The sequence below is a fragment of the Microbacterium sp. 4-7 genome (genome assembly GCF_014332665.1).
In the GTDB taxonomy this organism is placed as follows: domain Bacteria; phylum Actinomycetota; class Actinomycetes; order Actinomycetales; family Microbacteriaceae; genus Microbacterium.
Map to the genome: position 1 here is coordinate 282,659 of NZ_MCRH01000003.1, position 15,123 is coordinate 297,781.

Consider the following 15,123-nt stretch of genomic DNA (forward strand, 5'->3'; position numbering starts at 1 on the left):
GCGGCCCGAGACATCGTCTCGGGCCGCTTCTCGATGTTCAGGAGGCGCGGCGGGCGCGGGCGGCGCGGCGCTTGAGTGCGCGGCGCTCGTCCTCGGAGAGGCCGCCCCACACGCCCGAGTCCTGGCTGGACTCGAGGGCGTACTGCAGGCAGATCTCGGTCACCGTGCAGGTGGCGCAGACGGTCTTCGCCTTCTCGATCTGGTCGACGGCCGGACCCGTGTTCCCGACAGGGAAGAACAGTTCGGGGTCGACAGTCAAGCAGGCGGCCTTATCGCGCCAGTCCATGGGGGCTCCTCGGTGTGGTTTTTCAGAAATCGACGCACTGCGACGACTCGGATTTCGGGTGCAGATCGGGTTCAGCTACCCTGTATGAGATACGGACGGATGCCCGCTTTCTGTGATGCGAGCTCGAAGCCCGCCCCACGCCGCTGTGGGAGCACATGACGCTGTCTATTCTGTTACATGAAACCGGCGAAATCAAGGGTTTCCGCCGTTCTCATCCGATTCTCAGGAGACAACTGTGCGCTCACCCGGCCTCGCTCTGGCGGCATCCGCGGTCCTCGCGGCGGAGGGCGCCGCCTTGATCGTCTTCGCTCTCATCGAGCTCGTGGGCCTCGGTGCAGGGGACGCGGCCTCACTGCCGACAGCGCTCGCTCTCATCGTGCTCACTCTCCTCGGCGCCGCCGCGCTCATCGCGTTCGCGATCGGGACGAGGACGGGGCGGTCATGGGCGCGATCGGGTGGCGTCGTCTTCCAGGTGCTCGCCATCGCGCTCGCGCTCGCCTCGCTGACGCTGCAGCCGGTCGCGTGGGCGTTCACCGTCGGAGTGGGTCTGCCAGCACTGCTGTGCTTCGCGCTGCTGATCGCCAGCACGCGAGCCGAGAACGAGCGCCCGGCGGAGTGACCGTCAGGCGTCGACGCCGAGGAGCTTGCGCAGGCGCGCGACGTGTCCGGTGGCCTTGACGTTGTACTGGGCGAGTGCGATCGTGCCCTGCTCATCGAGCACGAAGGTCGATCGGATGACGCCCTCCACGACCTTGCCGTAGTTCATCTTCTCACCCCATACGCCGTACGCGGAGTGCACCGCGTGGTCGGGGTCGCTGAGAAGGGTGAAGGTGAGGCCGTCGCGCTCGCGGAACTCGGCGAGCTTTGCGGGCTCGTCGCGCGAGACCCCGATCACCCGGTATCCGGCGCCCTCGAGCGACGAGATGCTGTCGCGGAAGTCGCAGGCCTGCGTCGTGCAGCCCGGGGTCATGGCCGCGGGATAGAAGTACAGCACCGTCTTGCGGCCGCGCAGATCGTCGAGGGTGACGGTCTGTCCGTCTTGGTCGAGGAGAGCGAAGTCGGGGGCAGCGGTTCCGGGTTCCAGGCGCACAGTCACCCCTCCAGCCTAGCGGCCGGGCGTCTGCTCCGCCTTGTCGGCGAAGGTCTGCAGGAGCCGCTGGAGGGAGTCCAGACGCGCTCGTCCCGTCTCGCTGAGCTCGCCGCTCTCCGCGGCTTCGATGAGAGCGCAATCCGGGGCATCGGCGAGGTGCGTGCATCCGCGCGGACAGTTCTCGGCGATCTCGGCGAGTTCGGTGAATGCGGCGAGGATGTTCGCGGGGTTGACGTGCCCGAGTCCGAAGGACCGGACCCCCGGGGTGTCGATCACCCAGCCGCGACCTTCGGGGCCGACGTACCGCAGAGAGACGGTGGACGAGGAGGTGTGCCTGCCACGGCCGGTGACCTGGTTGACGTGCCCTGTAGCGCGGAGCGCGCTGGGCACCAGGGCGTTCACGAGCGTCGACTTGCCCACGCCGGAGTGGCCGACGAAGACCGTCGAGTGACCGACCAGTGCCGCGCCGATCTCATCGACGGGCATCTCGTCCTGCGCACTCGTGAAGACGCGCAGGTCGAGGCCTTCGAAGTGCGACAGGAAGGCGCTGGGATCGGCCAGGTCGGTCTTGGTCACGACGAGGAGCGGGCGGATGCCGGCGTCCAGAGCGGCGACGAGATAGCGGTCGACCAGTCGGGCTCGCGGCTCGGGGTCGGCCGCGGCGACGACGACCAGCATCTGATCGGCGTTCGCGACGATGACGCGCTCGACCTGGTCGGTGTCGTCGGCGCTGCGCCTGAGCAGAGAGGTGCGATCGGCGATGCCGATGATGCGCCCCAGCGTGCCGTCCTCGCCGGAGATGTCACCGACGACCTTCGCCTGGTCGCCCGTCACGATCGGGTTCCTGCGGAGTTCTCGTGCCCGTGCCGCGGTGATCATCCGCTCGTCGGGCGTGTCCTCATCGAGCAGCACGGAGTAGCGGCCGCGGTCGACACCGAGGACGCGTCCGATCTGCGCATCGTCATGGGCGGGCCGCCGCTTCGTGCGGGGGCGATTCGCCTTCGGGTTCGGACGCGCGCGGATGCTGCTCTCATCGAAGTCCTCGAAGTCGTCCTCGAGGTCGTCGGAGTCGTCGAGCCAGCTCACGCGGACGCGCCCCGCAGCATGCGCTCCCACAGGAGGGTGAATTCAGGGAGGGTCTTCGATGTCGTTCCGATGTCGTCGATCTCGACTCCCGGAACGCGCAGGCCGATGAGGGCGCCCGTCGTCGCCATGCGGTGGTCGTGGTGCGCCGCCCAGCCGCCGCCGTGCAGATCCCGCGGGATGATGCGCAGACCGTCGGAGAGCTCCTCCGCCTCGCCTCCCAGCGCGCGGATGTTGCCCACGAGGGCCGCGATGCGATCGGTCTCGTGGAGTCGGATGTGACCGATTCCGCGGATCGTCGTCGGGCCGGACGCGAACGCCGCGAGCCCGACGAGGGTGGGAGTCAGCTCGCTCGCTGCGGACAGGTCCATGTCGAGTCCGCGGATCTCGGAGCCGGCCCTGACCGTCAGCGTCCCGCTGTGCCGGCCGACGTGCGCGCCCATCGCCTGCAGGATCTCGGGAAGCAGTGCGCCGGGCTGGGTGGAGTGCACCGGCCAGCCGGGAACCGACACCGCCCCGCCCGTGACCAGGGCCGCGGCGAGGAACGGCGCGGCGTTCGAGAGATCGGGCTCGATGGCGATCTCCTTGGCGCGGGGCACCCCGGCTTCGACGAGCCACTCTCCGGTGGCGGGCCGCTCGATGCGAATGCCACGACGACTCAGCGCCTCGATCGTCATGTCGATGTGGGGCAGGCTCGGCAGATGCTCGCCGGTGTGCACCAGGTGCAGACCCACGTCGAACCGCGGCGCCGCGAGCAGCAGTCCCGAGACGAACTGGCTGGATGCCGAGGCATCGATCTCGACCCGTCCACCGCGGATGCGGCCGTGCCCGCGGACCGTGAACGGCAGCGCCCACGTTCCCTCGTCGTCGATGTCGACTCCCAGGTCGCGCAGTGCGCTGATGAGGCCGCCCATCGGCCTGTGCAGGGCGGTCTCGTGAGCGGTGAGGTGCACGTCGTGCTGCGCGAGACCCGCGAGCGGCGCGATGAAGCGCATGACCGTGCCGGCCTGTCCGCAGTCGATCGTGGTGCCGCCGACGAGTTTGGCGGGAGTGATCGCCAGATCGGGGCCGAAGTCTCCGTTGCCGTCGACCTCCTCGATGCCCACACCCAACGCACGCAGCGCGTCGATCATCCGGCGGGAGTCGTCGGAGTGCAGCGGAGCGATGAGCCGGCCCGGTCCGTCAGCGATCGCGGCGATGATGAGCTCGCGATTCGTGAGCGATTTCGAACCCGGGATCGTCACGGTCGCGTGGACGGCGTTCGCGCTGGTCGGCGCGACATAGACGCCCTGGACAGGGGAGGGGGAATACCTGTTGGCGCTCATCGGTTCCCACCTTAGTAAACGCGAGTGCTCGCATGACGGAATCCGGGCGCTCGACGACAAGGAGAGAGCATGCTCGCAACGCTGGAACGCGAGTCGGTGGACCTCGCCCGCCTAGACTGGCCGGTGATGGATGACACGGCAACCGCAGAGACGGTCAGCGACCCTCGGCGCGAATTCGAGGAACAGGCGATCCCGTTCATGGATCAGCTCTACGCCGCGGCGATGCGCATGACGCGCAACCCGGCTGATGCTGCTGACCTCGTGCAGGAGACCTTCGTCAAGGCGTACGGATCCTGGGCGACGTTCTCGCAGGGCACGAACCTCAAGGCGTGGCTCTATCGGATCCTCACGAACACGTACATCAACATCTACCGCAAGAAGCAGCGGGAGCCGTTCCAGGGCACGATCGACGAGCTCGAGGACTGGCAGATGGGCGGTGCGGAGTCGACCACGACCACCGCGTCGCACAGCCGTTCGGCGGAGGCGGAAGCCATCGACCACATGCCCGCATCGGTCGTCAAGGACGCGTTGCAGGCCGTACCCGAGGACTTCCGGCTGGCGGTGTACCTCGCGGACGTCGAGGGCTTCGCCTACCAGGAGATCGCGGACATCATGAAGACGCCCATCGGCACCGTGATGAGTCGCCTGCATAGAGGCAGGCGGATGCTGCGGGAGCTGCTGGCTGACTACGCCGTGGAGCGGGGAATCTCCGCGGCCGACCCGAGGAGCAAGAAATGACCGACTGCGGCTGCGACAAGGCCCGCAAGGATCTCGAGGAGTACCTCCGCAACGAGGTCTGCAACACCGAGCACACGGAGATCCGCGAGCATCTCGAGAACTGCCCGTCCTGTCGGGACGAGGCACTCGTGGCGACGACCCTCACCGAGGTCGTGGCGCGCGCCTGCAAGGAGACGGCTCCGGAGGAGCTGCGCGACCAGGTGTTCGCGCGACTGCGCGAGGTGCAGTCCGCTCAGCACTGACCGCGGGCGAGCAGCCGTCGACCCCTGAGATCGTGATGTCGGCATCCGCCCATAGGCTGGAAGCATGACGCTCATCGATTCACGCGACATCCCGGCCGATCCGACCTCCACCGAGCGACTGGCGGCGGAATCGCTGGTCTACCGGTTCGTCGACACCGCTGACGACGCACAGTCCGAGAGCTTCCAGAGGGCGATGACCCGAGGTTTCCTCGGCGCGGAGCCCACACCGGAGGCGCTCGCCTTCGGCCGAGCGGCCTTCGAGTCGCGACGCAACATCGGCGTCTACGACGCAGCGGCGACGGACGCACCTCCGGTCGCCACGATCGACTCCTGGGTCACGCCGCTGACGCTGCCCGGTGGGGGCGAGATCCCGATGTGGGCGATCAGCGGAGTCACGGTGTCGGCCACGCACCGACGTCGCGGCATCGCGCGAGCGCTCCTCGAGGGCGAGCTCAGGGCAGCGGCGACGGCAGGAGTGCCGATCGCGGGGCTGACGGTCTCGGAGGCGACCATCTACGGCAGGTACGGCTTCGGGTCGGCTGTGCATATGTCGCGCGTCACGGTCGATACCCGTCGCGCCGGCTGGGCAGGTCCGTCTTCGGACGGCCGCGTCGAATACCTCGACCGCGAGTCGCTCGCCGCGGAACTCGGAGCGGTGCATGATCGGGTCCGCGGTCATCGTGGCGGCCAGATCCCCGGGTGGCACTCCCGCTGGACCGGCATCGCCGGCCTGTCACCGAGTGACACCGACCGCGATCAGGTGCGCGGCATCCGCTTCGTCGATGCGGACGGCGAGGTGCGCGGGGCGATGGCCTTCACCCTCAGCGAGCGCACCGGATCCTTCCGATTCGCCCTCGCCGTGCGGCTGCTGGTCGCGGAGACTCCCGAAGCGACTGCCGCCCTGTGGGGGTTCGCGCTGCAGCACGATCTCGTCGACGAGGTCACCGCCGATCTGCGTCCGCTCGACGACGCGCTTCCGTGGCTGGTTCGCGACCCGCGTGGTGTCACCCAGACGGTGCACGACCATGGCTGGCTGCGCCTGCTCGACGTCCCCGCGGCTCTCCCTGCGCGACGGTACTCGGCGCCCATCGATGTGATTCTGCGCGTTCGCGATCCGCTCGGCTTCGCGTCGGGTGACTGGCGTCTGCGCGTCGACGAGACGGGGGAGGCATCCGTCGAGGCCGTGGACGATGCCGCGGCCGTAGATGCGGAGCTCGATGTGTCCGCGCTCTCCATCCTCTATGCCGGGGGTGTGCGGGCCTCGTCTCTGCACGTCGCCGGACGGATCGATGCCGACGCCGCCGTCGTCGAAGAGCTGGACCGCGCGTTCGTGGCATTCCCCGCGCCGGCACTCGACATCTGGTACTGAACTCTCAGACGAAAGGGGCGCCTCGACCGAAGTCGAGGCGCCCCTTTCATGTCTGCCGGGTATCAGCCGAGCGTGAGGGCATCCCGCAGCAGCTTCGCCTGCTCGGCCGCGTGCACCTTCGACGAGCCCGTCGCGGGCGATGCCGAAGCCGGACGCGACACCGGACGGAAGCTGCGGTCACCCGGGACATCGGCGAAGGCGAGTGCCAGGAACGGCCAGGCTCCCTGGTTCTCCGGCTCCTCCTGCACCCACACCAGCTCGGCGTTCGGGTACGAATCGGTGATGGCCTTCAGTCCGTCGATCGGGGTCGGGTAGAGCTGCTCGAGCCTGACCAGCGCGATCTCGGGGTTCGGGTTCTTCTCGAGTTCGGCCTTGAGATCCCAGTGCACCTTGCCGGAGTGCACGAGGACGCGCTTCACGGCATTGCGATCGAGGCCCCGGTTGTCGTCGAGAACCGGCTCGAAACGGCCCTGCGTGAAGGCCTCGACCGGGCTCGTCGCCCCACGCAGACGCAGCATGGCCTTCGGGGTGAAGACGATGAGCGGCTTGCGCGGACGCGCGTAGGCCTGGCGGCGCAGCAGGTGGAAGTACGACGCGGGCGTCGAGGGGCGCGCGACGATCATGTTGTCCTGCGCGCACATCTGCAGGAACCGCTCGATGCGCGAGGATGAGTGGTCCGGCCCCTGACCCTCGTAGCCGTGGGGGAGGAGCAGCGTGACGCTGGACTGCTGTCCCCACTTCTGCTCCGCAGCCGAGATGTACTCGTCGATGACCGACTGAGCGCCGTTGACGAAGTCGCCGAACTGGGCCTCCCACAGCACGAGGGCCTCGGGAGCCTCGACGGAGTAGCCGTACTCGAAGCCGAGCGCCGCATACTCGCTGAGGAGCGAGTCGTAGACGAAGAAGCGGCCCTGGGACTCGGAGAGGTTCGACAGCGGCAGCCACTCCTGGCCGTTCGCGCGGTCGTGCAGAGTCGCGTGACGCTGCACGAACGTGCCGCGGCGCGAGTCCTGCCCGGCGAGCCGCACGGGCGTTCCCTCGACGAGGAGCGAACCGAAGGCGAGAAGCTCGCCGAAGCCCCAGTCGATGTTGCCGTTGCGGCTCATGTCGAGACGCTTCTCGAGCTGCTGCTGCAGCTTGGGGTGCACGGTAAAGCCCTCGGGCTTGTTCACGAACGCGTCGCCGATGAGCTGGATGACCTCGTTCGAGACTCCGGTGATCTCCGGAGCGCCGACCTGCTCGTCGACCGGCGGCAGATCCTGCGCGACCGGGTTGGCGCCGGTCTCGGCGGCGTGCGTCTCGGCGAACGCGATCTCCAGACGGTTCTGGAAGTCGGCCTTGGCCTCGTCGTACTCCTCTTCGGTGATGTCGCCACGACCGACGAGCGACTCCGTATACAGCTTGCGCACCGATCGCTTCGCCTGGATCAGGTCGGTCATCAGCGGCTGCGTCATCGAGGGGTCGTCTCCCTCGTTGTGACCACGGCGGCGGTAGCAGACGAGGTCGATGACGACGTCGCGGTGGAACCGCTCGCGGTATTCGAACGCGAGCTGCGCGACGTGGATCACAGCCTCGGGGTCGTCGCCGTTCACGTGGAACACGGGTGCCTGGATGGTCTTCGCGACATCGGTCGAGTACACCGAGGAACGCGAGTCGTTCGGGAGGGTCGTGAAGCCGACCTGGTTGTTGACCACCACGTGGATCGTGCCGCCGGTGCGATACCCGCGCAGCTGAGACATCTGCAGCGTCTCGACCACCACGCCCTGACCGGCGAACGCGGCGTCGCCGTGCACGAGGATCGGCAGCCAGGCGAACGTGCCGATCGGCTTGCGGTCCTGCTTGGCGCGCACGATGCCCTCGAGGACTCCGTCGACCGTCTCGAGGTGAGACGGGTTCGCGGCCAGATACACCGGGAGCTCGGAGCCGTCATCGGCGACGAACGTTCCCTCGGTGCCCAGGTGGTACTTCACATCGCCCGAGCCGCGCTGGTTGCCGGGGGTCTGCGTGCCCTCGAACTCCTGGAACACGTGGCCGTAGGTCTTGCCCGCGATGTTCGTCAGCACGTTCAGACGGCCGCGGTGCGCCATGCCGATCGCGGCGCCCTCGAGTCCGGATGTGGCCGCACCCTGGAGGATCTCGTCGAGCAGCGGGACGAGAGACTCGCCGCCCTCGAGCGAGAACCGCTTCTGACCGACGAACTTGGTCTGCAGGAAGGTCTCGAAAGCCTCGGCCTCGTTGAGCTTGCGGAGAACCCTCAGCTGCTCGTCGTGGCCGGGCTTCTGGTACTTGACCTCGACCTTCTCCTGGAACCAGCGGCGCTGCTCCGGGTCCTGGATGTGCATGTACTCGATGCCGAGCGTGCGGCAGTACGAGTCGCGAAGGACGCCGAGGATGTCGCGCAGCTTGGCGACCCGACGGCCACCGAACCCGCCGGTCACGAACTCGCGGTCGAGATCCCAGAAGGTGAGCCCGTGGCTCTCGATCTCGAGGTCGGGGTGCGAGCGCTGGACGTACTCGAGCGGATCGATGTCGGCCATCAGGTGACCGCGCACGCGGAACGAGTTGATGAGCTCCTGCACGCGGGACTGCTTGTCGACGCGCTCGGCGAGATCCACCGCGATGTCGGGGTTCCAGCGGATGGGGGAGTACGGGATGCGCAGAGCGGCGAAGATGTCGTCGTAGAAGCCGCGCTGTCCGATCAGGAGCTCGTGGACCTTCTTCAGGAACTCGCCGGAGCCGGCGCCCTGGATGACGCGGTGGTCATAGGTGCTGGTCAACGTGATCGTCTTGCCGATCGCCAGCTCGTTGAGCGTCTTCTCGCTCGCTCCCTGGAACTCGGCCGGGTACTCGAGGGCACCGGCGCCGATGATGCAGCCCTGCCCCTTCATCAGACGAGGCACGGAGTGGACGGTGCCGATGCCGCCGGGGTTGGTGAGTGAGACCGTGGTGCCCTGGAAGTCGGCCGCCGTCAGCTTGTTGTTGCGGGCGCGCGTCACGAGGTCTTCGTAGGCGACGAGATACTCGCTGAAGGTCAGCGTGTCGGCGCGCTTGATGCTGGGGACCATCAGAGCGCGCGTGCCGTCGGGCTTGGGCAGATCGATCGCGATGCCGAGGTTCACGTGAGCCGGAGCCACGACCGAGGGCTTGCCTTCGATCTCGGCGTAGAAGACGTTCTGGCTGCGGAACTCGTCGAGCGTGCGGATCAGCGCCCAGCCGATGAGGTGGGTGAAGCTGATCTTGCCGCCGCGCGTGCGCGCCATGTGGTTGTTGATGACGATCCGGTTGTCGATCATCAGCTTCGCGGGCACCGTGCGCACGCTCGTCGCGGTCGGAACCGTCAGCGACTCGTCCATGTTCGCGGCGAGGGTCTTGGGCAGACCGCGGAGGGGCGTGACCTTGTCCTCTTCGACGGGCTCGGCTGACTCGGGCGCCTCGGCCTTGGCTGCGGGCTTCGGAGCCTGCGCGGGGATCGGGGCTGCAGCGGCGGGCTTGGTCGTGGTCCGTGCGACGGGCTGTGCGCCGATGACCGGGATGGGCGCGGTCACGGGGTGAGCCGGCTGCTCCGTGGCGGCTGCGGGGACCGCGCTGCCGGTCGCGGCATCCGACTGGTACTTCTCGAGGATCGGCCACCACTCCTTGTCGACGGAGTCGCGATTCACCTTGTACTGCTCGTAGAGCTCTTCCACGAGCCAGGAATTGGCTCCGAACCCCCCGTCGCCCCCGACGCCGGTCACCTGGTTCGACACGCTCGATCGCCCTCTTTCATCGCTGAAGTCCATATATGCACACCAGGACGCGTGATGCGTCCGGGCCCGCACACTCTCGACTTCCAAGCCTAACGTGTTTCCTCGGGCATTCGTCGAAGGCATGCGCCCTCGGCGGCGCTATCTGAGTACCGTGGGGGTATGGAGTTCTCCGGTGAGTCACCCGCAGTCGATCTGACCTATTCCGACGTGTTCCTCGTGCCGCGACGATCGGCTGTCACGAGTCGTCTGCAGGTCGATCTGGCGCCGCAGGACGGGACTCCCGCGACGCTCCCGATCGTGGCCTCGAACATGAATTCCGTCACCGGTCCTCGGCTCGCCGCGGTGCTCGCACGGCGGGGCGGGCTCGGAGTGCTTCCGCAGGACATGCCCCTGCAGGGGCTGGACGCCGCGATCCGCGATGTCAAGGCGCAGCCGGTGCTGTGGGACACGCCGATCGTGCTGCCGCCCGAGGCGTCGGTGGCGGATGCCCTTCGTCTGATGCCGGCCACCGCCGGGCACGGCATCGTGGTCGCCACGGGAGAGGCACCGCACGATGCGGAGAGGATCCTCGGCGTCCTGCCCGCGACACGGCTGGCGACCGCGCTGCCCGATGCGCAGCTGGGCGATCTCGTGCACGTCGGTACACCGTCGCTCGACGCCGACGACATCGGATCCGAGCGTCATGCGTTCGACGTGATCACCGACGCGGGCGTCGACATGGTCACGATCACGCACCACGGACATCTCGTGGGCACCCTCAGCGCGCGCAGTGCTCTGCGCTCGACGCTGTATCGGCCGGCCCTGGACCGCGGTGGCCGTCTCGCCGTCGCGGCGGCGCTCGGCATCAACGGAGACGTCGCCGCCAAGGCGAAGGCACTGGCGGCCGCAGGCGTCGACGTGCTCGTGGTCGACACGGCGCACGGGCACCAGGAGGGGATGCTGCGTGCGCTGAGCGCCGTGGCCGCTCTGGACCTCGGCATCCCGATCGTGGCGGGGAACATCGTCACCGCCGACGGCGTCAAGGACCTCGTCGAGGCGGGCGCCTCGATCCTCAAGGTCGGCGTGGGGCCCGGCGCCATGTGCACGACGCGGATGATGACCGCGGTCGGCCGCCCGCAGTTCTCCGCCGTGCTCGAGGCCGCAGAAGCGGCACGCGAGCAGGGCGCGCACGTCTGGGCGGACGGGGGTGTGCGATATCCGCGCGATGTGGCGCTCGCGCTCGCCGCCGGCGCAGCATCCGTCATGGTCGGCTCCTGGTTCGCCGGGACGATCGAAGCGCCCGGAGAGCTGCAGAGCGACGCGGAGGGCCGTCTCTACAAGGAATCCTGGGGCATGGCCTCGACGAAGGCGGTGCAGGCCCGATTCGGACGCCTCGATGCCTATGAGCGCGCACGGAAGGAGCTGTTCGCGGAGGGGATCTCCTCGTCGAAGATCTACCTCGATCCGCTGCGCCCGGGACTCGAGGACCTGCTCGACATGATCACCTCGGGCGTGCGGTCGTCGTTCACCTATGCCGGTGCGTCTTCGGTGCCCGAGTTCCACGACAGGGCGCTCGTCGGGCTGCAGTCCGCGGCCGGATACGAAGAGGGCAAGGCGCTGCCGGTCAGCTGGTAGCGGCCCGTCCTCCGTCGCACCGGCATCCCGTAGAATCGTGGACACCATGGACGACCCTCCTAGTTGTAGTACATCGCCCCACTGCCTGCCTCTCCACATCGGGAGGAACGACTGATGGACTACATCCTCTTGGGCGTGGGGCTTCTGCTCACTGTGGGCACGGGGCTGTTCGTCGCGAGCGAGTTCGCGCTGGTCAATCTCGACCGTGCCGACCTCGAAGCCCGCCAGGCCCGGGGCGAGTCCCGCCTGTCGCTGACGATCAGCGCACTCAAGCACACCTCGACCCACCTGTCGTCCGCCCAGCTCGGCATCACCCTGACGACACTGCTGACCGGGTACACGATGGAGCCGGCGCTCTCGAACCTCCTCGGTCCGACGCTCGTCGCGTGGAGCATCCCCGACGCGGCCGTCGGCCCGATCGCCACCATCGTCGCCATGCTGGTCGCCACGGTGCTGTCGATGATCCTCGGCGAGCTCGTTCCGAAGAACTTCGCTCTCGCTCTGCCGCTCGCGACTGCGAAGCTCGTCATCCCGTTCCAGGTCGCCTTCACCACCGTCTTCAAGCCCGCCGTCGTCGTGCTCAACGGCAGCGCGAACGGGGTCCTGCGGAGCATCGGCATCGAGCCGAAGGAGGAGCTCTCGGGCGCCCGCAGCGCAGAAGAGCTCTCCTCTCTCGTGCGTCGTTCGGCGAGCGCCGGGCTGCTCGAAGCCGACACCGCCAGCCTGCTCGACCGCACCCTGACGTTCTCGCGATTGACGGCCGCCGATGTGATGACGGCTCGGCCGAGCATGCATGCGCTCGCCGTCGGAGACTCAGCGGACGACGTCATCCAGCTCGCTCGCCGGACGGGGCACAGTCGCTTCCCGGTGTACGACGACGATCTCGACGACATCACGGGTGTCGTGCACCTCAAGGCCGCGATCTCCGTGCCGCGCGAGCGACGCGGCGAGGTCCCTGTCGGAGCGCTCTCGACCGATCCGCTGCGCGTGCCGGAGACCGTGCACGTCGATGCGCTCATCTCTGAGCTCAGAGCCCGCGGATATCAGCTGGCGGTGGTCGTCGACGAGTACGGCGGAACTGCCGGTCTCGTCACGCTGGAGGACCTCGTGGAGGAACTCGTGGGCGAGGTCTCCGACGAGCACGACCGCACGCGCGCCGGTGTCGTCCGCAATCGGGACGGCATCACGTTCCCCGGGGAGCTGCGGCCCGACGAGCTGCGCCGCAGAGCGGGCGTGGAGGTTCCCGAGGGAGATGTGTACGACACCGTGGGCGGGTATGTCATGAGCGTCCTCGAGCGCGTGCCGTCGGTGGGCGACGAGGTCGCCCTCGACACGGGCACGCTCCAGGTCGTCCGGATGGACGGTCGCCGCGTCGATCGGATCCGCTACGTTCCGAGTCCGGATCTGCCGGGAGAGGTGGTCGGACGATGAACGACTGGGGAGGACTGGCCTGGCTGGTCGTGCTGCTGGTGGCGAACGCGTTCTTCGTGGGCGCGGAGTTCGCGGTGATCTCCGCGCGTCGATCGCAGATCGAGCCGAAGGCCGACCGCGGGTCGCGCGCCGCCAAGACCGCGCTCTACGCGATGGAGCACGCGACGCTGATGCTCGCGACCTCGCAGCTGGGCATCACCATCTGCTCGCTGCTGATCCTGAACGTCTCAGAACCCGCCATCCACCATCTGCTCGCTGTGCCGCTGCACGCGATCGGCTGGTCGGACGGCGTCGTCGACGCGGTGTCGTTCACGATCGCCCTGCTCATCGTGTCGTTCCTTCACGTCGTGTTCGGTGAGATGGTGCCGAAGAACCTCGCGTTCTCGGTGCCGGATCGTGCGGTGCTCATACTCGCGCCGCCGCTCGTGCTGGTGTCGAAGATCTTCATGCCGGTGATCTGGCTGCTGAACGCGGCCGCCAACGGCGTGCTGCGGCTGTTCCGGGTCGAGCCCAAGAACGAGGCGGCGTCGACGTTCACACTCGACGAGGTCGCGACGATCGTCGACCAGTCACGGCGCGAGGGCGTGCTCACCGACACGGCGGGCACGGTCGCGGCCGCCGTGGAGTTCACCGACAAGAAGGCTCGCGACGTGGCTGTTCCGCTCAGCGATCTCGTGACCCTTCCGCAGTCCACGACGCCCGACGACATCGAGAAGGCCGTCGCCCGGTACGGATTCTCGCGCTACGTGATCGTCGACGACGAGGGTGCGCCGGTCGGGTACGTCCACCTGAAGGACATCCTGCGGGCGTCGGACGGGCCGGGCTCTGCCGCGAAGCTGGTCGAGCCGCTGCCCTCGAAGCGCATCAACCACATGGTGCCGATCCAGGAGGACACGGATCTGGAAGACGCACTCGCGGTGATGCGCCGAGCGGGTCGACACCTGGCGAAGGTGCGCGACTCCCAGGGGCGCACGACCGCCGTGCTCTTCCTGGAGGACATCCTCGAGGAGCTCGTGGGCGAGGTGCAGGACGCGACCCGTCGCATCCGCGGCCACTGAGCCGCACACATGACGAAGGCCTCGGTCCGAGCGGACCGGGGCCTTCGCCGTGGGTGGTGGTCAGCGCCAGTGCGCGCGCTCGTACTGCGGCGGCCAGGTGATGTCCGCGCCGAGTTCGTGCGCGGCGCGGAGCGCGAAGTGCGGGTCGCGCAGCCACTCCCGGCCGGCGAAGATCGCGTCGGCGGCCCCGTCGGCGAGCACCTGCTCGGCCTGTTCGGCAGCGGTGATCAGGCCCACGGCGGACACCGGGATGCGTCCGCCCTGGCGTACCGACTCGGCCAGCGGCACCTGGTATCCGGGGAACACGCTGATCTGCTGATGCGCGACGAGCCCGCCGCTGGAGACGTCGATGAGATCGGCCCCGTGCTCGGTGGCCCAGGTGCTCACCGTCGCCGCCTCCTCGGGCGTGAACCCGCCCTCGGCGTGATCGGTCGCCGAGATGCGGACGAACACCGGCACATCGTCACCGGCGACCTCGCGGATCGCGTCGACCACCCGGAGGAGCAGCCGAGCCCGGTTCTCGAGCGATCCGCCGTACTCGTCGTCCCGCAGGTTCGACAGAGGAGAGAGGAACTGGTGCAGCAGGTATCCGTGTGCGCCGTGGACCTCGAGCACGTCGAAGCCGGCGTCGAGCGCCCGTCGAGTGGCGGCGGCGAATCCCGCCACGACGGCGTCGATGCCGGCCGCATCGAGTGCGACCGGTGCGGCGAAGCCCTCGAAGGCGATCGCGGACGGGGCCGTGGTCGTCCATCCGCCGTCGGTCTCGGGCACGGATCCGCGCTCGTCGGCCCAGGGCCACCAGGTCGACGCCTTGCGGCCGGCGTGCGCCAACTGGATGCCCGCAGCGGCACCGCGCGCGTGGATCGCCTCGACGATCGGCGCCCAGGCGTCGCGCTGCTCGTCGTTCCAGAGCCCGGCGTCTCGCGGTGAGATGCGACCTTCCGGCACGACAGCGGTCGCCTCGGCGACGATCAGGCCCGCGCCGCCGGAGGCGAACTGCGCGAGGTGAGTGTGGTGCCACTCCTGCACGACGCCGTCCACCGCGCTGTACATGCACATGGGGGACACCCAGAGCCGGTTGCGGAAAGCGGAGGAACGGATGCTCAGGGGAGAGAAGAGAATGCTCACCCCCTCGACGCTA

Annotated in this window: 13 protein-coding genes; 7 read left to right on the forward strand and 6 right to left on the reverse strand. The window is 68.4% G+C overall.

The genetic code is table 11. From position 1 onward, the window contains the following. Positions 1 to 37: 37 nt before the first annotated feature. A complete protein-coding gene (locus BEP68_RS05405; RefSeq protein WP_028503730.1) occupies positions 38 to 286 on the reverse strand; it encodes a WhiB family transcriptional regulator in 249 nt (82 codons plus the stop codon). Between the two features lie 235 nt (positions 287 to 521). Between BEP68_RS05405 and BEP68_RS05410 the strand changes: the two genes are divergently transcribed. Further along, positions 522 to 905, forward strand: a complete 384-nt coding sequence (locus BEP68_RS05410) for a hypothetical protein (protein ID WP_053095673.1) — start codon at positions 522 to 524, stop codon at positions 903 to 905. A 3-nt stretch (positions 906 to 908) separates the two neighbouring features. Here the strand turns inward: BEP68_RS05410 and bcp are convergent, their stop codons facing one another. From bcp to aroA, 3 genes are read right to left on the reverse strand one after another with little or no spacing between them, the layout of a single operon-like run. Next, the gene (gene bcp / locus BEP68_RS05415) at positions 909 to 1,382 is read right to left on the reverse strand and encodes a thioredoxin-dependent thiol peroxidase (RefSeq protein WP_187249444.1); all 474 of its coding nucleotides are present in this window, start codon (positions 1,380 to 1,382) and stop codon (positions 909 to 911) included. A 9-nt stretch (positions 1,383 to 1,391) separates the two neighbouring features. Beyond that, positions 1,392 to 2,462 carry a ribosome small subunit-dependent GTPase A gene (gene rsgA, locus BEP68_RS05420; RefSeq protein ID WP_187249445.1) on the reverse strand — a complete coding sequence of 357 codons (1,071 nt, stop codon included), beginning with the start codon at positions 2,460 to 2,462 and terminating at the stop codon, positions 1,392 to 1,394. Further along, on the reverse strand, positions 2,459 to 3,784 hold the full coding sequence (aroA, locus tag BEP68_RS05425; protein ID WP_056278260.1) for a 3-phosphoshikimate 1-carboxyvinyltransferase: 1,326 nt from the start codon (positions 3,782 to 3,784) through the stop codon (positions 2,459 to 2,461). The genes rsgA and aroA overlap by 4 nt, the downstream gene beginning before the upstream one ends. 69 nt (positions 3,785 to 3,853) lie before the next feature. Between aroA and BEP68_RS05430 the strand changes: the two genes are divergently transcribed. The 3 genes from BEP68_RS05430 to BEP68_RS05440 all read left to right on the forward strand — a co-directional run bounded on the left by BEP68_RS05430 (position 3,854) and on the right by BEP68_RS05440 (position 6,133). Then, entirely contained in the window at positions 3,854 to 4,522 is a 669-nt protein-coding gene (locus tag BEP68_RS05430; protein WP_053095676.1) for a sigma-70 family RNA polymerase sigma factor, read from the forward strand. After that, positions 4,519 to 4,764: a zf-HC2 domain-containing protein gene (locus BEP68_RS05435; RefSeq protein WP_053095677.1), complete on the forward strand. Its 246-nt coding sequence runs from the start codon at positions 4,519 to 4,521 to the stop codon at positions 4,762 to 4,764. The genes BEP68_RS05430 and BEP68_RS05435 overlap by 4 nt, the downstream gene beginning before the upstream one ends. A gap of 64 nt (positions 4,765 to 4,828) precedes the next feature. Then, on the forward strand, positions 4,829 to 6,133 hold the full coding sequence (locus tag BEP68_RS05440; RefSeq protein WP_187249446.1) for a GNAT family N-acetyltransferase: 1,305 nt from the start codon (positions 4,829 to 4,831) through the stop codon (positions 6,131 to 6,133). Between the two features lie 62 nt (positions 6,134 to 6,195). On the opposite strand, the gene BEP68_RS05445 is transcribed toward BEP68_RS05440, so the two are convergent. Then, positions 6,196 to 9,879, reverse strand: a complete 3,684-nt coding sequence (locus BEP68_RS05445) for a multifunctional oxoglutarate decarboxylase/oxoglutarate dehydrogenase thiamine pyrophosphate-binding subunit/dihydrolipoyllysine-residue succinyltransferase subunit (RefSeq protein WP_187249447.1) — start codon at positions 9,877 to 9,879, stop codon at positions 6,196 to 6,198. 159 nt (positions 9,880 to 10,038) lie between these two features. Between BEP68_RS05445 and BEP68_RS05450 the strand changes: the two genes are divergently transcribed. The 3 genes from BEP68_RS05450 to BEP68_RS05460 all read left to right on the forward strand — a co-directional run bounded on the left by BEP68_RS05450 (position 10,039) and on the right by BEP68_RS05460 (position 13,982). Next, positions 10,039 to 11,493, forward strand: coding sequence for a GuaB1 family IMP dehydrogenase-related protein (locus tag BEP68_RS05450; RefSeq protein WP_187249448.1), 1,455 nt, complete (start codon positions 10,039 to 10,041; stop codon positions 11,491 to 11,493). A 114-nt stretch (positions 11,494 to 11,607) separates the two neighbouring features. Then, positions 11,608 to 12,924 carry a hemolysin family protein gene (locus BEP68_RS05455; protein WP_053095681.1) on the forward strand — a complete coding sequence of 439 codons (1,317 nt, stop codon included), beginning with the start codon at positions 11,608 to 11,610 and terminating at the stop codon, positions 12,922 to 12,924. Next, a complete protein-coding gene (locus tag BEP68_RS05460; RefSeq protein ID WP_056278271.1) occupies positions 12,921 to 13,982 on the forward strand; it encodes a hemolysin family protein in 1,062 nt (353 codons plus the stop codon). Before BEP68_RS05455 ends, BEP68_RS05460 begins: the two co-directional genes overlap by 4 nt. 60 nt (positions 13,983 to 14,042) lie before the next feature. On the opposite strand, the gene BEP68_RS05465 is transcribed toward BEP68_RS05460, so the two are convergent. Further along, positions 14,043 to 15,110, reverse strand: coding sequence for an NADH:flavin oxidoreductase/NADH oxidase (locus tag BEP68_RS05465; protein ID WP_187249449.1), 1,068 nt, complete (start codon positions 15,108 to 15,110; stop codon positions 14,043 to 14,045). Positions 15,111 to 15,123: the final 13 nt, after the last annotated feature.

Coding starts and splice junctions, on each gene's coding strand:
- BEP68_RS05405 (WP_028503730.1), bottom strand. CDS start 286: ATGGACTGGCGCGATAAGGCCGCCTGCTTGACTGTCGACCCCGAACTG.
- aroA (WP_056278260.1), bottom strand. CDS start 3,784: ATGAGCGCCAACAGGTATTCCCCCTCCCCTGTCCAGGGCGTCTATGTC.
- BEP68_RS05430 (WP_053095676.1), top strand. CDS start 3,854: ATGCTCGCAACGCTGGAACGCGAGTCGGTGGACCTCGCCCGCCTAGAC.
- BEP68_RS05435 (WP_053095677.1), top strand. CDS start 4,519: ATGACCGACTGCGGCTGCGACAAGGCCCGCAAGGATCTCGAGGAGTAC.
- BEP68_RS05440 (WP_187249446.1), top strand. CDS start 4,829: ATGACGCTCATCGATTCACGCGACATCCCGGCCGATCCGACCTCCACC.
- BEP68_RS05450 (WP_187249448.1), top strand. CDS start 10,039: ATGGAGTTCTCCGGTGAGTCACCCGCAGTCGATCTGACCTATTCCGAC.
- BEP68_RS05455 (WP_053095681.1), top strand. CDS start 11,608: ATGGACTACATCCTCTTGGGCGTGGGGCTTCTGCTCACTGTGGGCACG.
- BEP68_RS05460 (WP_056278271.1), top strand. CDS start 12,921: ATGAACGACTGGGGAGGACTGGCCTGGCTGGTCGTGCTGCTGGTGGCG.